Origin of the sequence: Halomonas sp. E19 (genome assembly GCF_052439355.1) — a bacterium.
In the GTDB taxonomy this organism is placed as follows: Bacteria; Pseudomonadota; Gammaproteobacteria; order Pseudomonadales; family Halomonadaceae; genus Halomonas.
The window spans coordinates 1,224,991-1,245,649 of record NZ_JBNFWU010000001.1 but is presented as its reverse complement, the minus strand read 5'-3'; the positions used below and the strand labels follow the sequence as shown (position 1 = coordinate 1,245,649).

Below are 20,659 nucleotides of genomic sequence, written 5' to 3'. Positions count from 1 at the left end.
ATCATGGCCGCCTCCCACTCCTTCAGGCACGAGGAAAGCCCCATGGCACCGCCCAGCACTCCCGGTCGCACTCTTCTGGTTCTCTACGCCGGCGGTACGCTGGGCATGCTTCCAAGCGCCCAGGGGCTTGTCCCCGGCAGCGACATCGAGGCCAGGCTGCGGCGAGCGCTGGCGACCCTGCCACCTTCACGCCAGGCGGCGCTGCCCGACTTCACCGTGCACGAGATGCCGCACCCCATCGACTCCAGCGCCGCCACGCCGTTGGACTGGCGCCGCCTCGGCGACGTCGTCGCTAAGGCGGTGGGAGACTATGCCGGCGTGGTGGTTTTGCACGGCACCGATACCCTGGCATGGACGGCGGCGAGCCTGGCCTACCAGTTACAGGGGCTCGACCGCCCCGTCGTAGTCACCGGCGCCATGCAGCCGCTTGAAGCCGAGGGCAGCGACGCCCGCGACAACGTGGAACTGGCGCTGCGGTTCGCCGGGCAGCCCCGGTTGCAGGAGGTGGCCGTGGCCTTTGCCGGTCGGCTGATGCGCGGCGTGCGCACCCGCAAGCTGCACAGCCAGGCCCCCGACGCCTTTGCGAGTCCCAACTACCCGCTGCTGGGCGAACGCGTCGGCGAAGATGCGGTGCTCTACCCCGGCCGCGGCCTGGAAGCGCAGCAGCGCGGTGCACCCCGCTTCGAACAGCCGGACTACGCCCCGCTTGCCCAGGGCGGCGTAGTGCGCATTGCCCTATGGCCAGGCATCCAAGCGTGGCAGCTGGCCGCCTGGCTGGGAGAAGCGCGGGTACAGGGCGCCCTACTGGAAGTGTGGGGAGGGGGCAATATAGCGCCCGACGAAGCGCTGCTCGGCGTGCTGGCGCAGGCCACGGGCGAAGGCAAGCTGCTTGCCGCCGTCAGCCAGTGCCCGGTCGGCGGTATTGCGCCAGGCCATTATGCCGCCGGCCAAGGCCTGCGACAGGCCGGGGTAATGTCGGCCGACGACATGACGCCCGAGGCGGCCATGACCAAGCTGATCCATCTGCTTGCCCAGCCCCTGCCCACGGAAGAGCGGCGCCGACGCTTCCTCACGCCCCTGGTGGGCGAGCGTTGAAACTAACGTTTGACGCCTCGCCCCCGAGCGTGGCGCAATGCCCTTCGTCAAGGTCTACGTTAATGGCATGCCGACTTGCAAGGAGCGATCACATGGAACAACCCGTGCATCGATTCAGCGAACTCTTCGAGCAGCTGGGCCTCCCCTCCGACGCAGCATCCATCCAGGCCTTTATTGAGCAACATGCCCCCTGCCGGATACGCTGGCGATCTACCAGGCCTCGTTTTGGAACCGGGCCCAGGCCGACTTCCTGCATGCCGCTCTCGAGGAAGACGCCGACTGGGCAGAGGTCGTCGATCACCTCGACGCCTCCTTGAGAAAACGCTAGCCAATCAGTCACTCGCGCGGTTTCGTTCTGATAGGATAGGGCGCGGGGATAGGATAGCGTGCGGGGGTAGCTCGTAAACCACATGGACAGAAACCATCATGTCGTTCGATAGGACGTCGTCCGCTCCAGCGGCCCAACAGGGAAATGTGCCCACCGACCTGCCCCCTGCCGGAAGGCCTGCGCGAGCGGCTGTTGCACTGCCGCAGCCTGCCCAGCCTGCCCGCCGCCGCGCTCAGGGTGATCATGATCGCCCGCTCTCCAGAACCCTGCCTGACCGACTTCGCCAAGGCGATCGAACAGGACCCTGCGCTGACGCTGCGTCTGATCGGCCTGGCCAACAGCGCGCTCTATGCCAGGGGTGGAAGCCCGGTGGCCACCAGCCGCGATGCCGTGTCGCGAATCGGGCTCGATGCCACCCTAGCTACTGCCATGAGCTTCGGTCTGCCCCGCACCCATTCGGGGCCGCTGGAGTACGACTACTTCTGCCAGCGCGCCATCATTGCCGCCACGGCCGCCCAGCAGCTGGCCCAATCGCTCTGCCCCGGCGACGCCGGTTCGCTGTTCACCGCCGCGCTGCTGCAGGATATCGGCATCCTCGCCTTCGAAGCGATTGATGGCGACAGCTATGCCGAACACATCCCCGGGCTGCGCGACCACGCAGCTCTGCGCGACGCCGAACAGCTGCGCTATGGCTGCGACCACAGCGTGGTGGGCGCCTGGCTTGCGGCCAGTTGGGGTGTGCCTCTTTCCCTGGCCGTTGCCATCCACGAAAGCCACGGCCCACTGCGAGACGGCGACCCCAGGCGCCTGTGCCTACGCCTTTCAGGACTGATCGCCGACTTCTGGCTCTCTCACGAAGCTGCCGGCCGGCTGAGCAAGCTCATGCGTCGCCTGGCCGCCCTGGAAACACTCGATATCGCCATGCTGGTCTCGGTGGTGCAGGCGCTGGAGCAGCGCCTGCCCACCATGGCTCGGCTGTTTGAGATCACCGCGCCCCCGAGCGCGACAGCACGCTGCTGCTGGCGGAAGCCAAGGAGCTGCTGTTCCAGCAGAACCTTAACCTCAGCACGCGCCTTGCCGAACAGCAGCAGGAGCTGGAGACGCTGCAGGCCCGCCATGCCGAAATGGACGAGCAGCAGCGCCTCGATCACCTGACCCGGCTGGCCAACCGCGCCTGGCTCGAGCAGGAGCTGACGCGTCAGTTCGACTGCGCCAGGCGGTGCGCGCACCCGCTGTCGCTGATGTTCATCGACCTCGACCACTTCAAGCGCATCAATGATCGCTACGGCCACCGCTTCGGCGATGAAGTCCTGGTACGCTTCGCCACGGCCCTGGCGTCCATGGTGCGGGAGCATGACCTCGCCGGTCGCTATGGCGGAGAAGAGTTCCTCATCATCATGCCCAACACCCGGCACGGCCAGGCGACCGCACTGGCCAATCGCATTCGCCACTACCTGGCCACCCAGCCGCTGGCCAAACCGGAAGGCGAGCCGCTGTGCGTGACCGCCTCCATCGGCATCGCCTCGCTGGACGAAGGGCGTGGCTTCCTCGACGCCAAGGCCATGATCGACGCTGCCGACCAGGCCATGTATGGCATCAAGCACAGCGGGCGCAACGGCGTGGGTCACCATGCGGGTTCCGCCCCGCCACTGTCGGACACGCCGGCCCCCGGCACGTCTCCCTAGTGCTACTTAGATACGACGGGACAGACACGACGGGCGGCCACTGGCCGCCCGCATTTCATAAGCATATGGTCATCGAAACGTTTCGCTAGCCCCGCAGGTCTCGCATCAGCAGGGCAAACTCGATGCGCTCAGGCGCAATGGCCTCGCCGGGCACCGGAATGCGCACTACGTGGCCCGAGCCGGGCGCGACCTGCACGGCCTCGCCCTGCTTGTTCTCGATATGTTCGAGGGTGAAGCGCCGGTTGCCACCGGGCAGCATCAACTCCACGCCGTCACCTACCTCGAAGCGATTCTTGACCTCGACTTCCAGCACACCTCGTCCCGAATCGTAGCCGATCACCTCGCCGACGAACTGCTGGTGCACGCCCACTGAATTGCCACGCTCGTAGTTCTGATACTCGTCGTGGACGTGGCGACGGTAGAAGCCCTCGGTGTAGCCACGGTTCGCCAGGTTGTCGAGCTCGTCCATCAAGCGCATGTCGAAGGGGCGCCCGGCCACGGCGTCGTCGATGGCGCGGCGGTAGACCTGTGCGGTGCGTGCCACGTAGTAGTGCGACTTGGTGCGACCCTCTATCTTCAGCGAGGTCACGCCCATCTCGGTGAGCCGGGGCACATGCTGCACGGCGCGCAGGTCCTTCGAGTTCATGATGTAGGTGCCATGCTCGTCTTCAAACACCGGCATCAGCTCGCCGGGGCGAGTGGCATCCTCGATCAGCGCAGAGAGCTCGTCCTGCCCTTCCACGCCGCCGGCCGTCGCGGTGCTGTAGTTCGCGCTGCCGCTGCCCGATGCAATCAGGCCGCCCTGGCCCGGCGTCCACACGCCGCTTCCCGCATGAGCCGCCGCGGAGTTGGCCGGCACCAGGTCGCCGGTCTCGTCCTGGGCTGCGGCCACGGTGTTGTACTGCCAGCGGCAGGCGTTGGTGCAGGTGCCCTGGTTAGGGTCGCGGTGGTTGAAGTAGCCGGAAAGCAGGCAGCGGCCCGAGTAGGCGATGCACAGCGCACCGTGCACGAAGGTTTCGATCTCGAGATCGGGGCATTCGGCGCGAATCTCGGCAATCTCCTCAAGCGACAGCTCCCGCGACAGGATGATGCGGCTGATCCCCTGCGCCTGCCAGAATCTGGCCGCCGCCCAGTTGACCACGTTGGACTGCACCGACAGGTGGATCACCTGCTCGGGCCAGCGCTCGCGCACCATCATGATCAGCCCCGGGTCGGACATGATCAGCGCATCCGGCCCGGCCTCGATCACCGGGTCCATGTCGCGCAGGTAGGTCTTGAGCTTGCTGTTGTGCGGCGCGATGTTTGACGCCACGTAGAACTGCTTGCCCTGCTCGTGGGCATAGGCGATGCCGCGATGCAAATTGTCGATCTTGAAGTCGTTGTTGCGCACACGCAGGAGTAGCGCGGCTGGCCGGCATAGACGGCGTCGGCACCATAGGCAAAGGCATAGCGCATGTTCTTGAACGTCCCCGCCGGGGAGAGCAATTCGGGAGCTTTCATGGGTCACCGTTGTCAGGACGATGGCACGCTCGGCACTTCTGGGGTGGCGTATGCGCTCGGCAACGTCAGGAAGCGCCCTGGTGCAGGCAAGAGGGGCGAAAAGTCTAGCAACTACGGCAGAGCCTGGCCAGCCTTCGCCCCAGCCGGTAGACTGGCCGCGCCGGACCGGATCCCGGTGCCTCGCCCAGGCGAGACCTGACAAATTCTCCGCGACAGAGCCCCAGCATGAGCCAACCGCACTCCCCCGCCACCGTGGTGATCTACTCCGGCGGCATGGACTCCTATACCGTGCTTCACCGCGCCCTGCGCGAAGGACTCGCGGTGTCCGCCCTTTCCTTCGATTATGGCCAGCGCCACGCCCGCGAACTGGAGGTAGCCAAACGCGTTTGTCGCAGGCTCGGCGTCGCCCATCAGGTTATCGACATCCGCGCCATTCACGGCCTGGTCGACGGCTCAGCGCTGACCGACCCCAGCCGCGAGCTGCCCGACGGCGAATACGGCGAGGAGAACCTCACCGCCACCGTGGTGCCCAACCGCAACATGATCCTGCTCTCGCTGGCCATCGCCAAGGCGGTGAACATCGGGGCGTGCCGCGTCGACTACGGCGCCCACGGCGGCGATCACGTGCTCTACCCCGACTGCCGGCCCGCCTTCGTCGAGGCGATGAATGCCGTGGCGGCCATCGCCAATTTCGAACGCGTCGAGATCCACGCTCCCTACCTGCGTTCGACCAAGGCCGAGATCCTGGCCGACGGCCTGGCCATGGGCCTCGACTACGCCGACACCTGGACCTGCTACCGCGGCGACCCCTTGGCCTGCGGGCGCTGCGGCAGCTGCCGCGAGCGCCTGGCCGCCTTCGCCGCCAACGGGGTGGTCGACCCGCTGGCGTATGCCAGCGATGCTCCGCGCCCCGATCTCGCCGAGGACGACGCCTGATGTACCACGTCAAAGAAGCCTTCTACACGCTGCAGGGGGAAGGGGCGCAAACCGGGCGCGCCAGCGTGTTCTGCCGCTTCACCGGCTGCAATCTCTGGTCGGGGCGCGAGGCGGACCGGGAACGCGCCGCCTGTCGTTTCTGCGACACCGACTTCATCGGCACCGACGGTCAGAACGGCGGCCGCTTTGCCAGCGCCACGGCACTGGCCGAGCACCTCACGGCGCTGTGGCCCAGCGCCTGCGGCGTCGCCACGCCCTACGTGGTCTTCACCGGAGGCGAGCCGCTGCTGCAGCTCGACGCCCCGCTCATTGCCGCCATGCATGCCCGAGGCTTCGACGTGGCGGTAGAAACCAACGGCACCCTGCCCGCACCAGCGGGCATCGACTGGCTCTGCGTCAGCCCCAAGGGCGATGCACCGCTGGCCCTGAGTTCGGGCGATGAGCTCAAGCTGGTCTACCCCCAGCGGCAGGCACCGCCCGAGCGCTTCGCGGAGCTGGAGTTCAAGCACTTCTTCCTGCAGCCCATGGACAACCCCGCCGCACCGGGCTCCCGCGAACACCTGGAAGCCACCCTGGCCTACTGCCTGGCGCATCCGCAGTGGCGCCTTTCGCTGCAGACCCACAAGATCACGGGGATCGACTGATGACGCTATTCGTCAACCGGCTGAGCCAGCTCGACGCGTCGCTGTGGTGCCCGCAACGCGGGCTGATCGGTGTCAGTTGGCTGGTCGATGTCGAGCTGGATGGTGAGCTCGGTGAGGACGGCATGCTGTTCGACTTCGGCCTGGTCAAGCCGTGGATCAAGTCGCGCCTCGATGCCGGTGCCGATCACACCCTGCTGGTGCCGAGCCATGCGCCCGGGGTCACCATCAGCGAATGTAGCGAAGGGCTCAGCGTTCGCACGCTGCTGCCCTACCCCATGGAGGTGCGCGCGCCGCGGCAGGCTTTTACCCTACTGCCCTGGGCGGAGATCACCCCGCTGCGGCTCGCCAGCTTCCTGAGCCGCGAACTGATGAAGCGCCCTCCTTCCCGGGTCAGCGACCTGCGCCTGCGGCTGCGCGAGGAGACCATCGAGGGCGCCGTCTACACCTATAGCCACGGCCTCAAGCGACACGCCGGCAACTGTCAGCGCATCGCCCATGGCCATCGCTCGCGGCTGCATATCTGGCAGCGCGGCGAACGCTGCCCTGCCCTTGAGGCTCGCTGGGCAACTTGGCTAAATGATCGCTACTTGATCGACCAGGCGGACTTGGCGCCCCAGGCCGAGCAGGAGTGCCGCCACAGCCTGACCAGCCGCTATCGTGCCGAACAGGGTCGCTTCCATCTGCGCCTGCCCATGGAACGCTGCATCGTGATGGACGTTCCCACCACGGTCGAACACATCGCCGCCTGGCTGGCCCGCCGGATCGCCGAGGAGACCGGCAGCGCGACGCGGGTCCAGGCCTTCGAAGGTATCGACAAGGGCGCCATTGCCGAGCACAAGCCATGACCTTCGTTAGCACCGCCCAGGTCGAGCCTGGCGAGTCGTACGCCACTGTACCAGGCTGCCGCCCCGGCTGCGGCGCCTGCTGCATCGCGCCCTCGATCAGCTCGCCCATCCCTGGCATGCCGTCTGGCAAACCCGCCGGCATGCGCTGCCTGCAGCTCGATGCCGATAACCTGTGCCGACTGTTCGGTGCCCCAGAGCGGCCCGAGGTGTGCCGCCGTTTCGACTATGACGCCGAACTGTGTGGCACCAGCCAGGGCGATGCCATGCAGCGCATTGCCCTGCTGGAAGCCGACACCCGGTAAGCCACGGCGGCGCCGATTGACCTTCGCCAGGATAGGCATTCGGCGAGGCGTATCCGTCGACTAGGAGCCGTCCACCGTCAGCCGCCCTTCTGCACCCACCGCCAAGACCTCGCGCCGATCCAGCAGCATGCGCCAGCGCACCAGCACAGGCGCATCGCTGTGGCTGACGCCGTTCAGCAGGCGCCGGAGCTGCTCGCGGGCCTGTTCGTCATGCTCGTCCACCAGGGTCAGCCAGGCCTCCAGCGCGCACAGCTCCTGGTGCAGGTTGTCGTGCTGGCGGGAGCACTCCAGAGCCTGCTCCACCAGCCGGCGCACCTCGTCACGCGAGCGCCCAAGGCGGTGCCGCACCTGGGCCAGCTGCACCGCCAGCTCCGGCACGAATAGCGTGCTGCGCTCGCGGGCGATCAGCAGCGATTGATCCAGGTAGTCCTCGGCGCGCACCAGCTCGCCCAGGGCGACGCAGGCGTCGCTGAACCACAGGATCGGCCGGTGGTAGCGATCCCTGCCGGTGATCTCGCCCAACTCCTCGACCGCCAGCTCGACCAGCGCCAGGCCGTCACGGTCACCCGACAGGGCCCGGCGCCAGCCGAGGATGCCCTGAGCCGACACTTGCCACAAATGCAGGTCCGGCGTTTCAGTCAGCGTCACGGCCTGCTCGGCGCGCCGTGCCGCCAGGTGGACGTGACCGAGCTGGCGATAGAGCGCCGCCGCGAACAGCAGGGCCATGGCCAGCGAGCTGGGGTGGCCGATCCGTTCGGCCAGGCGAATGGCCGCCTCGACCTGCTGCTCGGCGCGCCGATAGTCGCCGCGCAGGCAGACGGCCCAGCCCTGGAAGCAGGCAGCTGCGACCTGGGGATGCTCCGAGAACGGCAGCCATTCGATCATCATCGGCTGCTCCAGCGGCGCGATCTCGTCGAGGTGATCAAACGCCTGGCCGATGCGCCCGGCCCAGTATTCACAGTTGGCCCGCGCATAGTCCGCCAGCCGGCGATAGCGAGGGTCTTCCAGACGGCTGGCGATGGCGGCCAGGCTGGCAGCCAGCGAGAACGCATCGGCATGGGCATGGCGCTGGCTGCAGCCGACCCATAGCCCCCACTTGACCAGAAAGGCCTGTTCCAGATCCTCGGCCTCCTCGGCCTGGCAGCCTTCGTGCTGCACCAGCAGCTCGCGGGCACGCACGAAGCTTTCGTGGGCCGTGGGCGAGCCATGGCCTTCCAGGGCGAAGGCGGCCTGGCCGCGCACCGTCAGCAGGCTGATCTCGCGTTCGGCCTGGTCCTCCACGTGGCGCAGGCTGGCCAGGCCGAAGTCGGCCATCTTCAGCGCCGTGCGGTTGGCGCTCACCTTCAGCGCTTCGCGTGCCGCCAGTTCGAAGTAGCGCGCGCCGCGCGCGTAGTGTCCGCTGCGCCGCAGATGCGTGGCAAAGTCGCCCGGATGGCGGCTGATCCAGGCCGGGAAGCGCTCCTCGATCAGGCTCACCACCTGGCGGTGGATACGCACCCGAACGTCGCGCGGGCAGGAGAGATAGGCCGCTTCCTGCAGCAAGAGGTGGCTGAACTGGAACTCGCGGCTGTTACCCTCACCGCCGGCGGGCTCGATGATTTCGAGCCGGCGCATCTGCTCCAGGGCACGGTTGAGCGAGGCCATTTCCCAGCCGCTGCACTCGGCGAGGAAATCGAGCCGGAAACGCCGGCCCAGAACGGCGGCAACATGGGCGACCTCGCGATCACCGTCGAGCTGGTCGATGCGCCCCGCCAGCAGTCCCAGCAGCCCCCGAGGCAGTTCATCGAGGTGCACGCTGCGCCCCTCGCGACGATCCATCTCCAGGCGGCGGCAGATCTCCTGCATGTAGAGCGGCACGCCGTCGCAGCGCTCGATGATCTGGCCGCGCAGCCGTGGGCTCAGGTGCAGCCGATAGCGCCTGGCCAGCTGCGACAACAGCCGCGACGACTGCATGGCGTCGAGATGTCCCAGCGAGAGCTGCTGATCCCAGTGCAGCCGCGTCGGCAGCGCCTCGCGCCCATGATGGCTGGCCACCAGCAGGAAGGCACAGTTGATCGGCAGCCGCGCCTGCAGCCCGGCCAGTACCCGGAACGAGGGCTCGTCGAGCCACTGCAGGTCGTCGATCATCAGCACCAGGGTGCGCTCCATCGCCTGGCGCTCGATCACCCGGCACAGCAGCGCCACGACCAGTTCGGCGGCCTCGCCGCTCTTGGCCAGCCGCGACACCTCAGGCGTCTCGCGCACGCCGAGCGCCTCTTCCAGCAGTGCAAACTGCTCCTCGCTCAGGGAAAGCTCGGCCGACTCCTGCAGCAGCCCACGCAGGCGCTTGCTGTTCAGCTCACCGCCCAGCCGCCAGCGCAGCAGCGTGCGCGCCACGCCATAGGGCTCCAGCACCGAGAGCCGCGTGGTGGGCTGCCAGCAGATGGCGGCATCACGGCTCAGCTCCAACTGGCGGAAGCCGACCATCAGGGCCGACTTGCCCATGCCCGAGGCGCCGCGCACCAGTACACTCTGGCGCAGGCCGATGCCCGCCCTCGCCAGGGCGTCGCGCAGCGTGCGCAGCGGCCCTTCGCGTCCCACCAGGCTCGGCGGCATGGCGTCGCGGCCACCTTCGTTGTGACCCAGCACCAGGGCACGCAGGCGCACCCGGCCATCGCTCGCCACCAGCCGCGATGAAAGGCGCGGCTGCAGGTCCAGCGCTGGCGGCATGTGCTGGCTGGCCTCCTGGGAGATCACCAGCTCGCTGCCCTCGGCGGCGCTCATCAATTCCAGCGAGCCCTGGGTTACCTGGCCCAGCGGGTCGACCAATTGCCGCTCAGGCAGGTACACCACCCGTCCGCTGTTGAGACCGGCCGCCAGTTCAATGCGCGGTGGCTCCTCGGCACCGGACCAATGGCGGGCCACCTCGTCGGGCAGCACACGACGGCAGTGCTCGTAGAGGGCCACCAGCTCGGCCAACTGGTGCGCCGGCCCATGGGTACCGAAGCAGGCCAGGCCCAACCCCCGGTGGCACCCGGCAGCCAGAAGCCGCCCAGGTGATGACACTGCTGCTCGAGCCAGCGCATCAGCTCGATCTGCAGCGCCAAACAGGCGCGGGTCTCGTCGCGCGCGGAGAAATCCCCCTTCACCCGCAGACGGATGGCCATCACCGAAAGCTGGCGCTGCTCGATCTCATCTTCGCGCAGCGGCGAGCTGCCCGCTGCCAGGGTGCGCGAGAAGGCCCCTGGGGCGAGAGGCGCTGCAGGTCTGGGCTGCCGTCGGACCAGTGGCGCGCCAGTTGGAGGAACACCGGTTCCGGCTGCTGACCGGAGAGCGCCAGCAGCTGCAGGTAGGCGTTGTACTGCTCGTGGGCGGCCGCCAGTTGGCCCTGCTCGGCCAACTGGCGAACCAGGCGCTCGTGGAACGGGCCGTAACCGGAAAAGCGGCTGACCAGCGCCTGCAGCAGGTCGACGGGCACGTCGTCGTGCTGGTCCAGCACCTCTTCGGCGAAGCGGATCACCCGCTGCCGCCATTCGTTGCGCAACTGCACCAGCCAGCGCTGGAACTCCGTGCACGCGGGCAGCTGCAGTTCCTCGACCAGATCGCCGCGATAGCGCTTGAGCAGCTTCTCCAGGGTCGTAACATCGCTCGGCGCGTCGAGCAGCTGCTGCAGCTCGTGGAGGTCGAAGCGCCAATTGTCGGGCTTGCGAAAGGCGATGGTCTGGCGCGACACCACCAGTACCCGCTCCGCCTCTTCGCCCAGCGATTGCCGCAGGCAGTGCAGGGCGTGGCGCAGGTTGGTGCGTCCGGAGGACAGGCCCTGGTCGGGCCACAGCAGTTCCGCCAGGCTCGCCCGATTGACGGGCTGGGTGTGCAGCAGCAGATAGACCAGCAAGGCCTTGACCTTGTCGTAGCTGAACTGCGTCAGTAGGTCATCGCCGAGCATGAGGGAAAACTGGCCGAACAGCGCCAGGTGGTCCCAGTCGCTGTCAGGTTTCTCTACGGTAGCGTCCTGCATCATGTAACCCTGCGTGGCGAGGGTGGCACCCTCAGACGGGTACACCACTATGGAAACGAAACGCCTCATCCGGCGCGACGATCAGTTCAGCTTCCCGCTCAGCGAAAAAGGCTACCCGGTCGTCGATAGGCTCAGCTGCGACGTGTCGCGCCAACATTATGTAATCTTCGTAATGACGCCCTTCCGACTTAACCAGAGAGCGATAGAACTTGGCAAGCTCGTCGTCCAGGTGCGGTATCAGGCGGGCGAAGCGCTCGCAGCTGCGGGCTTCGATGAAGGCGCCGATAATCAGAATATCGACGAGCCGCTCGGGTTCTTGAGGCCGAAGATGCCTGCGCAGTCCTTCGGCATAGCGCGAGGCGCTCAGGTGGCGGTAGGCAATGCCGCGCGCCTCCATCAGTTTGACCACCTGCTCAAAATGCAGCAGCTCCTCGCGGGCCAGCTGGGACATCTTGGTCAGCAGCAGCGGCTGGTCGACGTAGCGATAAAGCAGGCTCATGGCCGTCGAGGCGGCTTTCTTCTCGCACTGGGCGTGGTCGATCAGCAACAGCTCCGGATTGTCCAGCGCCCAGGCCACCCAGGCATCCGGCGTGGGGCAGGCAAGAAAGGCAAGCAGATCCGCCGGTAGCAGGGAATCGCGACTCATCATATCCGGGGTGTCGTGCATAGGGTCTCACTCGGTTCAGGCAACGAGGCAGAGAGGGCGCAGCCGGACCTGTCAGCGGAGCGGGCCAGGCGAGCCTTGACGCAAGGCTTCCTGCAACAAGGCCTCGCTCAGGCGCTCGTGCAGCTCGACGATGCTCCAGCTCGCGGCGTCTCCCCGGGCCTGCAGGCCATAGCGGGACAGCGTCTGCATCCGACCGCGCCCGACCCGCAGCAGTTCGATGGCTCGGGAAAGCGGCGGCTGTTCGGGCCGAAAGCGCACTCGGTGTTGCGTCATCTGCGCCGTGAGGCGCTCGGCATCGACGATACGCAGGTACCTCGCCGCCACCTGCTCGCGCAGCCCATCCAGCTCGAGCATGCGGGCACTGCGCTGCTCGCTGGTCATGGCAAACCAGCCGACGATGTCGGCATCGCTACGCTGGCACCCGCGACAGATCGGATCGCCCAGGGTCGTCGAGCAGAGCCCGACGCAGGGTGAGGAAACACGCTCGCTCATGGCATCACCGCGCCCTTCTGCTTCGTACTTTTTCATGGGCAACCTATGTTAACGCGGGGCGCGGGCGGAGGCACGCTGTAGCCGAGCAACATCGCGACGACCAAAGTTCAAGGCAGCGGAACCGGGCCCAACTTAACATTGTCGACAGTTTGCCGTAGAATCGCGCCACCCAGTGACTACGGTTGTTTCCCCAACCAAAGCGGTAATTTCGCGGATGTTCATCGCCGTATCGCGCCGCTTTGGGCAACACACCAGATGAGGGCCCCAACGTGCTTGAAGCCTATCGCCAACATGTCGAAGAACGCGCCGCCGAGGGCGTCCCGCCGAAGCCCCTGAATGCCGAACAAGCCGCCGCGCTGGTCGAGCTGCTGAAGGCCCTGCCCGCTGGCGAAGAGGAATTCATCCTTGACCTGCTGACCAATCGCATTCCCCGGGCGTCGACGAAGCCGCCTATGTGAAGGCCGGTTTCCTCACCGCCATCGCCAAGGGCGAGGCAGCGTCTCCGCTGGTCGACAAGGTGCACGCTGTCAAGCTGCTGGGCACCATGCAGGGCGGCTACAACATCGCCACCCTGGTCGAGCTGCTCGACAACGAGGCGCTGGCCAAGGAAGCCGGTGAGCAGCTCAAGCACACCCTGCTGATGTTCGACGCCTTCCACGACGTGGAAGAGCGCGCCAAGAACGGCAACGCCGTGGCCAAGGACGTCATGCAGTCCTGGGCCGAGGCCGAGTGGTTCCTGTCCAAGCCGGCACTGGCCGAGAAGATCACCCTCACCGTGTTCAAGGTGCCGGGCGAAACCAACACCGACGATCTTTCCCCCGCGCCCGACGCCTGGTCGCGCCCCGACATCCCGCTGCACGCCAACGCCATGCTCAAGAACGAGCGCGAAGGCATCGTGCCCGAAGTGCCCGGCACCACCGGCCCGCTCAAGCAGATCGAAGAGGTGAAGGCCAAGGGCTTCCCGGTCGCCTACGTGGGCGACGTGGTCGGCACCGGCTCCTCGCGCAAGTCGGCCACCAACTCCGTGCTGTGGTTCTTCGGCGACGACATCCCCAACGTGCCCAACAAGCGCGCCGGCGGCTTCTGCTTCGGCGGCAAGATCGCGCCGATCTTCTTCAACACCATGGAAGATGCCGGTGCCCTGCCCGTCGAGATGGATGTCTCCAAGCTCGAGATGGGTGATGTCATCGACGTCTACCCCTACGAGGGCAAGGTGTGCAAGCACGGCACCGATGAGGTGCTGACCACCTTCGAACTCAAGACCCAGGTGATCCTCGACGAGGTGCGCGCCGGCGGACGCATCCCGCTGATCATCGGTCGCGGCCTGACCGGCAAGGCACGCGAGTCGCTGGGCCTGCCCCAGTCGGACGTGTTCCGCCTGCCCGAACAGCCCAAGGACACCGGCAAGGGCTTCACCCTGGCCCAGAAGATGGTCGGCAAGGCCTGCGGCATGGAGGGCGTGCGCCCGGGCATGTACTGCGAGCCGAAGATGACCACCGTGGGCTCCCAGGACACCACCGGCCCGATGACCCGCGACGAGCTGAAGGACCTGGCGTGCCTGGGCTTCCAGGCCGAGCTGGTGATGCAGTCGTTCTGCCACACCGCCGCTTACCCGAAGCCGGTCGACGTGGAAACTCACCACACTCTGCCCGACTTCATCATGAATCGCGGCGGCGTTTCGCTGCGTCCGGGCGACGGCATCATCCACAGCTGGCTCAACCGTATGCTGCTGCCCGACACCGTGGGCACCGGTGGCGACTCGCACACCCGCTTCCCGCTGGGCATCTCCTTCCCGGCCGGCTCGGGCCTCGTCGCCTTCGCCGCCGCCACCGGCGTGATGCCGCTGGACATGCCGGAGTCGGTGCTGGTGCGCTTCAAGGGCAAGCGCCAGCCGGGCGTCACCCTGCGTGACCTGGTCCACGCCATCCCCTACTACGCCATCAAGCAGGGGCTGCTGACCGTGGCCAAGGCGGGCAAGAAGAATGCCTTCTCCGGCCGCGTGCTGGAGATCGAAGGGCTCGAGGATCTCACCGTCGAGCAGGCCTTCGAGCTCTCCGACGCCTCCGCCGAGCGCAGCGCCGCGGGCTGCACCATCACGCTGTCCGAGGAGAGCGTGGCCGAGTACCTGAAGTCCAACATCACCCTGCTCAAGTGGATGATTGCCAACGGCTACGGCGACAAGCGCACCATCTCGCGCCGCATCCAGGGCATGGAGGAGTGGCTGGCCAACCCGAGCCTGATGCGTGCCGACGCCGACGCCGAGTACGCCGAGGTGATCGAGATCGACCTCGAGGAGCTCAAGGAGCCGGTACTCTGCGCGCCGAACGACCCGGACGACGCCCGCCTGCTGTCCGAAGTGGCCGGCGAGAAGATCGACGAAGTCTTCATCGGCTCGTGCATGACCAACATCGGCCACTTCCGCGCCGCGGGCAAACTGCTCGAGAAGCAGCCGGCCGGCAGCCTGAAGACCCGCCTGTGGCTGGCACCGCCGACCAAGATGGACCAGCACCAGCTGACCGAGGAAGGCTACTACGGCATCTACGGCCGCGCCGGCGCACGCATGGAAATGCCGGGCTGCTCGCTGTGCATGGGTAACCAGGCCCGCGTTGCCGCCAAGAGCACCGTGGTCTCGACCTCCACCCGCAACTTCCCCAACCGCCTGGGCGACGGCGCCAACGTCTACCTGGCCTCGGCGGAGCTGGCGGCGGTGGCCGCGGTTGAAGGCCGCTTGCCCAGCGTCGAGGAGTACCAGCGCTACATGGGCGAATTCGACGCCATGGCCGGCGAGATCTATCGTTACATGAACTTCCATGAGATCGAGGAGTATCAGAACGCCGCTTCCAACGTGATCCCGGTCGCTCAGGAAGCCTGAAACCCGATCTTGATAGAATCAAGTTCGACTCCGATGCTCGCAACATCGTAGGCGCCTGGCCTCCAGGCGCCGGAGCCGATGAACGAAGCGCCCTCTCGCAGGGCGCTTTTTTTGGTTCTATACAGGGCACGTTATTGTTTTCCTTCCGGACCCGACGTGGGCGGTTTCGCCCGCTGTCGCTCGGCCCACTACCTTTGGTTACGCGCCCCGGCTTGAGCGGCCAGCGCCGCCCGGCTAACTTTAAATAACCAGCATGAGCATGAATAACAGTGACATGAATGACAGCGTCATAAATGACAGAATCATAAATGACAGCGACATGGGCTCATGCAAAAAACGAAAAGGGACATTTCGTCAGCAAAGGGATTCAAGGAGCATGCTCATGACCATTCGCCTCTTGCTCACCGCTTCATTTACCTGCGCTGCCCTGGTGGCGGCCGGCAGCGCCATGGCCGGCTCACCCCACGAGCGCTACGCCTACCTGGGCCTGGGCACCGGCTTCAGCTCACTGGAGAACGACCGCGCTGAGGTAGACAACTTCATCGAGAGCGGGGCGCGTCATTTCAGCATCGATGACAACGACAACGCCTGGAAAGGGTTTGCCGGGTATCAATTCAACCGCTATGTGGCGGCAGAGATCTTCTATGCCGACCTTGGCCGCGTGCAGCTGCGCGGACGCGATGGCGGCAGCGCCGATCTCGACTCCACGGCGTACGGCGCCAGCCTGGTGGGCCAGCTTCCGGTCACCTCCTGGTTTACCCCTTCGCCAAGGTCGGGGCGGCCAGTTGGGACACGACGGTCACCGGCAACTTAGGCGATGAAAGCCTGGAGCTGCGCGATCAGGATGGCTTCGACCCCGTCTACGGGCTCGGCGCCCAATTCAATTTTCACCCGGTGATGCTGCGCGCCGAGTACGAGCGCTACGATTTCGACAGCGACTACACCATCGATTCCTTTACCGCGTCCGTAGGATTGCGCTTCTAACCCATCACCCCACGCCACCGACGCCGTCACCACGGCGTCGTCCTGCGACGAATCGACGAGCGCCGGGCCCGCCGAGCGTGTGGCATCATGCCAGCACCCTTCAACGGCAAGGAGCCCGGCAATGAGCGCCATCATCACGCCCGATATCTGCGATGCCCACCCCGAGGTCAAGGTCCTCGATCCAATCTTCGTCAACTACGGTGGCCGCGAGGCCTTCTGCGGCCCGGTGCGCACCGTCAAGTGCTTCGAGGATAACTCGCTGGTCAAGGAGGCGGTCGCCGAGCCCGGCGAAGGCGCCGTGCTGGTCGTGGATGCCGGGGGCTCACAGCGCTGCGCCATGCTGGGCGACATGCTCGCCGAGCAGGCCGCCGACAACGGCTGGGCCGGCGTGGTGATGTACGGCTGCGTGCGCGACGTGGACGTACTGGCCGACACGGATCTCGGCGTGCAGGCCTTGGGCTCGCATCCGCGCAAGAGCGACAAGCGCGGCGAGGGCCAGCGCGACGTGGCAGTCACCTTTGCCGGCGTGACCCTGCGTCCGGGCCAGTGGCTGTATGCCGACAACAACGGCATCGTGGTAGCCGAGGAGCGCCTCGCCCTGGAAGGCTAAGTCCAAGCTGTGAGCGAGGGGTGGCACCCGCCCCTTGCCTGCGAGAGGCGCTCGGTGCCACCCTAAAGGCATGACATTTCATCCGCTTTCGCCATCGACCCTGGGCCTGGAGCTGTTGCGCAGCCTGCGCGAACACGTCCGACCGCTGCTGGCCTACCACCTGTTCTTCACCCTGCTCGCCTCCAGCCTGCTGCTGCCAGCCATCGCCTGGACGCTGACCGGTCTGCTTGCTCGCTTCGACCGCCCCGTGGTCACCAATGCCGAGCTGCTCTCGCTGCTGCTCAGCCCGGCGGGCCTGCTCTGGTCCCTGGCGGCCATCGCCCTGGTGTTTCTCGTCCTGTACCTGCAGCAGGCCGGGATGATCCTGGTGGCGGTGAAGCGTCGCGACAACCACTACCGGCTGGCCTTCGTCGCGCTGTGGCAAAGCCTGCGACGCCTGCCCGCGCTTGCCGGACTGATCGTGCTGCAGGTGGGCAGCCATCTGCTCCTGCTCGTGCCGGTAGTGGTGCTGCTCGGCTGGCTCTACGAACTGATCGTTGGCGGGCTCGACCCCTACTATGTCATGCGCATGCGCCCGGCCGCGCTGTGGTACTACCTCGGCGTGGCGGTACCGCTCGGCCTCGGCTGGGCGGCGCTGGCCGGCGGGCTCTACGTGCGCTGGATCCTCGCGCTGCCGGTAGCAGTGCTGGAAGCCCTCCCGCCACTGGCCGCCCTGCGCCGCAGCGGCGAACTCACTCGCGGCCAGCGCGGCAAGGTCGCGCTGGTAGTGCTCTCGCTGCTGTTGCTGATCCTTGCCCTGCCCTTCGGCGCCGGCCTGCTGTTCGACCGCATCGTGACACCTATGCTGTGGTGGCTGCCGGAACGCAACGCGGTGCTGATTCCTGCCATGCTGGCCTACGTGACCGGCTACGTGCTGGTCACCCTGGCCATCACCTTCGTCGGCATCGCCGCCAATGCCCTGCTCTCGGCGTGCCTGTACCTGCACCTGGCCCACCGCGAGCCGCGCCCTGCTCCGCCGCCGCCCGATGCTCACCCGGGCCGACTCGCCTGGGGCATCGAACTGGCCGTGTTAGTGTTCGCACTCAGCCAGGCGTGGTTGATCGTCAACAGCTTCGAGCTGCGCGACGAGGTGACCAACATAGCCCACCGCGGCAGCTCCATGGCCGCGCCCGAGAACACCCTGCCCGCCATCGAACAGGCCATTCGCGATGGCGCCGACTACGTCGAGATCGATGCACGGCTGACCGCCGACGGGGCGGTGGTGCTGTATCACGACCGCAGCCTGCAGCGGCTGACCGGCGACCCGCGCAACGTGCGCGACGTGCCGCTGGCCGAGCTTCGTGAGTTCGACGTAGGTAGCTGGTTTGGCGACGCCTTCGTGGGCGAGCGGATCGCTACGCTCGATGAAGCACTGGCCGCGGTACGCGGGCGAAGCGCGCTGATGATCGACCTCAAGCCCGACCACGGCGCCGAGGCCGCGCTGGTCGAGGGCGTGCTCGCCGCGCTGCACCGCGAAAGCGAGGCGCGACAAGCCTGCCTGACACGCGGCGAGGCAGCGCAGCTTGCCTCTCGCTGCGGTGACCCCGACGTGGTCGGCGAAACCCGCCTCGCCATCATGTCACCGGCCGTGGTGGACATGATCAAGGCGCAGGAGCCGGAGCTGCGCGTGACGCTGCTGGCCCAGCTAGTGATGCCGGGCACGCTGGATCGTCGCCGCTTCGATGCCCTGGGGCTGCGCCACAATCGCATCAGCGAAAACGAGATCCGCCTGGCCCGCCAGCTCGGCTACGAAGTGCACGCCTGGACGGTGAACGACCGGGCGCGCATGTCGCAGCTGATCGACCTCGGCGTCGACGCCATCATCACCGACTACCCGGACCACCTCGCCGAGCTGCTCGATGAACGACGCGAGCTCAGCGATGGCGCCCTACTGCTGGTCAAGCTGCGCAACTGGCTTCGGCGGTGAGGCGCAAAGGCGTCAATCGCCCATCACCACGCCTTCACGGCGCGGATCGGCCCCGCCGAAGAAGCCCTCTTCGGTACGCTGGATGGCCTGCAGCCCGCTGGTCAGCTCACGCTCGCTGACCTCATGACCGCGTGCATTGAGCGCGTCGATGAGGTCAGCCGGGAAGCGACCCTCTTCCACATAGGCCGGACCGCCCAGGGTGATGGCATGGGGCAGGTTCAGGGCTTCCTGGGCATTGAGCCCCCAGTCGAGCATCGCCACCAGGGTCTTGGCGGTGTAGTGGATGATGGCAGCTCCGCCCGGAGAGCCCAGGCTCGCGACCAGTTCATCACTCTCGCGGTCGAACACCAGCGTCGGGCTCATGCTCGAGCGCGGCCGCTTGCCGGGCTCCACGCGGTTGGCGATGGGCGTGCCGTCGGCATCCAGCGGGCGGAACGAGAAGTCGGTCAGCTCGTTGTTGAGCAGATAGCCTCCCGCCAGGCCGGTACCGCCGTCGGCCAGCATGCGCGATCCAAAGGCCGCCTCGATGGTCGTGGTCATGGCCACGGCGTTGCCCTCCTCGTCGATCACGCTGATGTGGCTGGTACCGTATTCCGGCTGGGCCGGCTGAATGGCCCAGGCCGCATCCTGCCCGCTGGGCCGGCCAGGCTTGGCAGCGTCGGGGCCCATGCTCTCCTCGCCGATCAGCTCGGCGCGGCTGGCCAGGTAGGAGGGATTGAGCAGGCTTTCCCAACTGCCACCGGGGGATCGACGAAGTCCGGATCGGCGATGTACATGCCACGATCGGCAAAGGCCAGCCGCGAGGCCTCGAGGAACTGGTGCAGCCACTCTTCGCTGGGGTGGTCGTCGACCAACACTTCGTCCACCCCGGGCAAGTGCTCGAGCATGCCGAGGATCTGCATGATGGTGAGATGGCCCGACGAAGGCGGCGGAAAACCGCAGACCCGGTAGGCCTGCCAGTCGGTACACAGCGGGGCGCGCTCCTTGGCCACGTAGGTGGCCATGTCCTCCAGGCTGATGGCGCCGGGCCGACGCGGGTGGTTCTGCACGCGCTGCACGAGATCCTCGGCAATCGCTCCGGTGTGCATCGCCTTGCTGCCATGCTCGGCGATTTCACGCAGCACGGCGCCGAGCGCCGGATTGCGAAGCTGTGCCCCAGCCGCCAGCGGCTCACCCTGGTCATCGTAGTAGAAGGCACCGCCCAGCGGATCGTCGCGCAGCCGTTCTTCGGCCGCCAGGCTGGTATGGAGCCGCGGACTAACCTCGAAGCCCTCCTCGGCCAGGGTGATCGCCGGGATGAACAGCTCCCGCCAGGGCAGCTTGCCGTGACGCTCGTGGGCCATCTCCAGCATACGCACCGTGCCAGGCACACCAACCGAGAGGCCACTGGCGGCGGCTTCGAGGAACGCCAGGGCTCGCCGTCGCCATCGAGGAACAGCGATTCACGTACGGCCCTTGGCGCCGTTTCGCGGCCATCGTAGGCTGCCACGTCACTGCCGTCGTAATGCATCAGGAAGGCACCGCCGCCGATGCCACTCGACTGCGGCTCGACCAGGGTCAGCACCATCTGCACGGCGATGGCGGCATCCACCGCCGAGCCGCCTGCCTTGAGAATCTGGTAGCCCGCGTCGGTGGCAAGAGGATTGGCGGCGGCCACGGCAAAGCGCTCGGTGGCCCAGCCCGGTTTGTCGGTGAAGCCCGAGGCGGTTTCGGGGGCGATGGCGGGAGCTTCGTAC

15 protein-coding genes and 5 pseudogenes are annotated in these 20,659 nt (G+C 66.9%); 12 read left to right on the top strand and 8 right to left on the bottom strand.

Features of this window, described 5'->3' with window-relative positions:
* Nucleotides 1-42 precede the first annotated feature (42 nt).
* The 4 genes and pseudogenes from ACUDAL_RS06650 to ACUDAL_RS06635 all read left to right on the top strand — a co-directional run bounded on the left by ACUDAL_RS06650 (nt 43) and on the right by ACUDAL_RS06635 (nt 3,108).
* On the top strand, nt 43-1,095 hold the full coding sequence (locus tag ACUDAL_RS06650; RefSeq protein WP_444677580.1) for an asparaginase: 1,053 nt from the start codon (nt 43-45) through the stop codon (nt 1,093-1,095).
* Between the two features lie 92 nt (nt 1,096-1,187).
* Nucleotides 1,188-1,423, top strand: a pseudogene (locus ACUDAL_RS06645) (DUF2789 domain-containing protein).
* A 144-nt stretch (nt 1,424-1,567) separates the two neighbouring features.
* Nucleotides 1,568-2,578: an HDOD domain-containing protein gene (locus ACUDAL_RS06640; RefSeq protein ID WP_444677579.1), complete on the top strand. Its 1,011-nt coding sequence runs from the start codon at nt 1,568-1,570 to the stop codon at nt 2,576-2,578.
* Nucleotides 2,548-3,108, top strand: coding sequence for a GGDEF domain-containing protein (locus ACUDAL_RS06635; RefSeq protein ID WP_444677578.1), 561 nt, complete (start codon nt 2,548-2,550; stop codon nt 3,106-3,108). Before ACUDAL_RS06640 ends, ACUDAL_RS06635 begins: the two co-directional genes overlap by 31 nt.
* Before the next feature lie 85 nt (nt 3,109-3,193).
* Here ACUDAL_RS06635 and trhP read toward each other — a convergent pair.
* Nucleotides 3,194-4,608 (bottom strand): annotated as a pseudogene (gene trhP, locus ACUDAL_RS06630) (prephenate-dependent tRNA uridine(34) hydroxylase TrhP).
* A 225-nt stretch (nt 4,609-4,833) separates the two neighbouring features.
* Here trhP and queC point away from each other — a divergent pair.
* Genes queC through ACUDAL_RS06610 form a run of 4 tightly spaced genes read left to right on the top strand, consistent with a single transcriptional unit; the run spans nt 4,834 to nt 7,335 of the window.
* Nucleotides 4,834-5,544, top strand: coding sequence for a 7-cyano-7-deazaguanine synthase QueC (gene queC, locus ACUDAL_RS06625; protein WP_444677577.1), 711 nt, complete (start codon nt 4,834-4,836; stop codon nt 5,542-5,544).
* The gene (queE, locus tag ACUDAL_RS06620; RefSeq protein ID WP_444677576.1) at nt 5,544-6,188 is read left to right on the top strand and encodes a 7-carboxy-7-deazaguanine synthase; all 645 of its coding nucleotides are present in this window, start codon (nt 5,544-5,546) and stop codon (nt 6,186-6,188) included. The genes queC and queE overlap by 1 nt, the downstream gene beginning before the upstream one ends.
* Entirely contained in the window at nt 6,188-7,033 is an 846-nt protein-coding gene (locus ACUDAL_RS06615; RefSeq protein ID WP_444677575.1) for a 6-carboxytetrahydropterin synthase, read from the top strand. The genes queE and ACUDAL_RS06615 overlap by 1 nt, the downstream gene beginning before the upstream one ends.
* Nucleotides 7,030-7,335 carry a YkgJ family cysteine cluster protein gene (locus ACUDAL_RS06610; protein ID WP_444677574.1) on the top strand — a complete coding sequence of 102 codons (306 nt, stop codon included), beginning with the start codon at nt 7,030-7,032 and terminating at the stop codon, nt 7,333-7,335. Before ACUDAL_RS06615 ends, ACUDAL_RS06610 begins: the two co-directional genes overlap by 4 nt.
* A gap of 60 nt (nt 7,336-7,395) precedes the next feature.
* Here ACUDAL_RS06610 and ACUDAL_RS06605 read toward each other — a convergent pair whose 3' ends face one another.
* From ACUDAL_RS06605 to ACUDAL_RS06590, 4 genes are all read right to left on the bottom strand, one after another.
* Nucleotides 7,396-10,335: an ATP-binding protein gene (locus ACUDAL_RS06605; RefSeq protein ID WP_444677573.1), complete on the bottom strand. Its 2,940-nt coding sequence runs from the start codon at nt 10,333-10,335 to the stop codon at nt 7,396-7,398.
* 145 nt (nt 10,336-10,480) lie between these two features.
* Nucleotides 10,481-11,335, bottom strand: coding sequence for an AfsR/SARP family transcriptional regulator (locus ACUDAL_RS06600; RefSeq protein WP_444677572.1), 855 nt, complete (start codon nt 11,333-11,335; stop codon nt 10,481-10,483).
* Between the two features lie 28 nt (nt 11,336-11,363).
* Nucleotides 11,364-11,978: a tRNA-(ms[2]io[6]A)-hydroxylase gene (locus ACUDAL_RS06595; protein WP_444677571.1), complete on the bottom strand. Its 615-nt coding sequence runs from the start codon at nt 11,976-11,978 to the stop codon at nt 11,364-11,366.
* 72 nt (nt 11,979-12,050) lie between these two features.
* Nucleotides 12,051-12,527 (bottom strand): DUF1289 domain-containing protein, encoded by a 477-nt coding sequence (locus ACUDAL_RS06590; protein ID WP_444677570.1) that lies wholly within the window; start codon nt 12,525-12,527, stop codon nt 12,051-12,053.
* A 233-nt stretch (nt 12,528-12,760) separates the two neighbouring features.
* On the opposite strand from ACUDAL_RS06590, the pseudogene acnB reads away from it, so the two are divergent.
* The 4 genes and pseudogenes from acnB (at nt 12,761) to ACUDAL_RS06570 (ending at nt 18,923) form a co-directional block, all read left to right on the top strand.
* Nucleotides 12,761-15,363, top strand: a pseudogene (acnB, locus tag ACUDAL_RS06585) (bifunctional aconitate hydratase 2/2-methylisocitrate dehydratase).
* 253 nt (nt 15,364-15,616) lie between these two features.
* Nucleotides 15,617-16,347: pseudogene (locus tag ACUDAL_RS06580) on the top strand (porin family protein).
* Between the two features lie 121 nt (nt 16,348-16,468).
* Nucleotides 16,469-16,957, top strand: a complete 489-nt coding sequence (gene rraA / locus ACUDAL_RS06575; RefSeq protein WP_444677569.1) for a ribonuclease E activity regulator RraA — start codon at nt 16,469-16,471, stop codon at nt 16,955-16,957.
* A gap of 70 nt (nt 16,958-17,027) precedes the next feature.
* The gene (locus ACUDAL_RS06570) at nt 17,028-18,923 is read left to right on the top strand and encodes a glycerophosphodiester phosphodiesterase family protein (RefSeq protein WP_444677568.1); all 1,896 of its coding nucleotides are present in this window, start codon (nt 17,028-17,030) and stop codon (nt 18,921-18,923) included.
* A 12-nt stretch (nt 18,924-18,935) separates the two neighbouring features.
* Here the strand turns inward: ACUDAL_RS06570 and ACUDAL_RS06565 are convergent, their stop codons facing one another.
* The 3 genes and pseudogenes from ACUDAL_RS06565 to ACUDAL_RS06555 form a co-directional block, all read right to left on the bottom strand.
* Nucleotides 18,936-19,607: a gamma-glutamyltransferase gene (locus ACUDAL_RS06565; RefSeq protein WP_444679327.1), complete on the bottom strand. Its 672-nt coding sequence runs from the start codon at nt 19,605-19,607 to the stop codon at nt 18,936-18,938.
* Nucleotides 19,607-20,275, bottom strand: a complete 669-nt coding sequence (locus tag ACUDAL_RS06560) for a gamma-glutamyltransferase (RefSeq protein WP_444677567.1) — start codon at nt 20,273-20,275, stop codon at nt 19,607-19,609. Before ACUDAL_RS06560 ends, ACUDAL_RS06565 begins: the two co-directional genes overlap by 1 nt.
* 128 nt (nt 20,276-20,403) lie before the next feature.
* Nucleotides 20,404-20,490 (bottom strand): annotated as a pseudogene (locus ACUDAL_RS06555) (hypothetical protein); the annotation flags it as partial.
* Nucleotides 20,491-20,659: the final 169 nt, after the last annotated feature.

What these genes read in the sequence shown, in the direction of transcription:
- rraA (WP_444677569.1), top strand. Translation starts at nt 16,469, where the DNA reads ATGAGCGCCATCATCACGCCCGATATCTGCGATGCCCACCCCGAGGTC.
- ACUDAL_RS06600 (WP_444677572.1), bottom strand. Translation starts at nt 11,335, where the DNA reads ATGATGCAGGACGCTACCGTAGAGAAACCTGACAGCGACTGGGACCAC.
- ACUDAL_RS06590 (WP_444677570.1), bottom strand. Translation starts at nt 12,527, where the DNA reads ATGAAAAAGTACGAAGCAGAAGGGCGCGGTGATGCCATGAGCGAGCGT.
- ACUDAL_RS06610 (WP_444677574.1), top strand. Translation starts at nt 7,030, where the DNA reads ATGACCTTCGTTAGCACCGCCCAGGTCGAGCCTGGCGAGTCGTACGCC.
- ACUDAL_RS06635 (WP_444677578.1), top strand. Translation starts at nt 2,548, where the DNA reads ATGGACGAGCAGCAGCGCCTCGATCACCTGACCCGGCTGGCCAACCGC.
- ACUDAL_RS06560 (WP_444677567.1), bottom strand. Translation starts at nt 20,275, where the DNA reads ATGCTGGAGATGGCCCACGAGCGTCACGGCAAGCTGCCCTGGCGGGAG.
- ACUDAL_RS06615 (WP_444677575.1), top strand. Translation starts at nt 6,188, where the DNA reads ATGACGCTATTCGTCAACCGGCTGAGCCAGCTCGACGCGTCGCTGTGG.
- ACUDAL_RS06570 (WP_444677568.1), top strand. Translation starts at nt 17,028, where the DNA reads ATGACATTTCATCCGCTTTCGCCATCGACCCTGGGCCTGGAGCTGTTG.
- ACUDAL_RS06650 (WP_444677580.1), top strand. Translation starts at nt 43, where the DNA reads ATGGCACCGCCCAGCACTCCCGGTCGCACTCTTCTGGTTCTCTACGCC.
- ACUDAL_RS06640 (WP_444677579.1), top strand. Translation starts at nt 1,568, where the DNA reads ATGTGCCCACCGACCTGCCCCCTGCCGGAAGGCCTGCGCGAGCGGCTG.
- queE (WP_444677576.1), top strand. Translation starts at nt 5,544, where the DNA reads ATGTACCACGTCAAAGAAGCCTTCTACACGCTGCAGGGGGAAGGGGCG.
- queC (WP_444677577.1), top strand. Translation starts at nt 4,834, where the DNA reads ATGAGCCAACCGCACTCCCCCGCCACCGTGGTGATCTACTCCGGCGGC.
- ACUDAL_RS06595 (WP_444677571.1), bottom strand. Translation starts at nt 11,978, where the DNA reads ATGAGTCGCGATTCCCTGCTACCGGCGGATCTGCTTGCCTTTCTTGCC.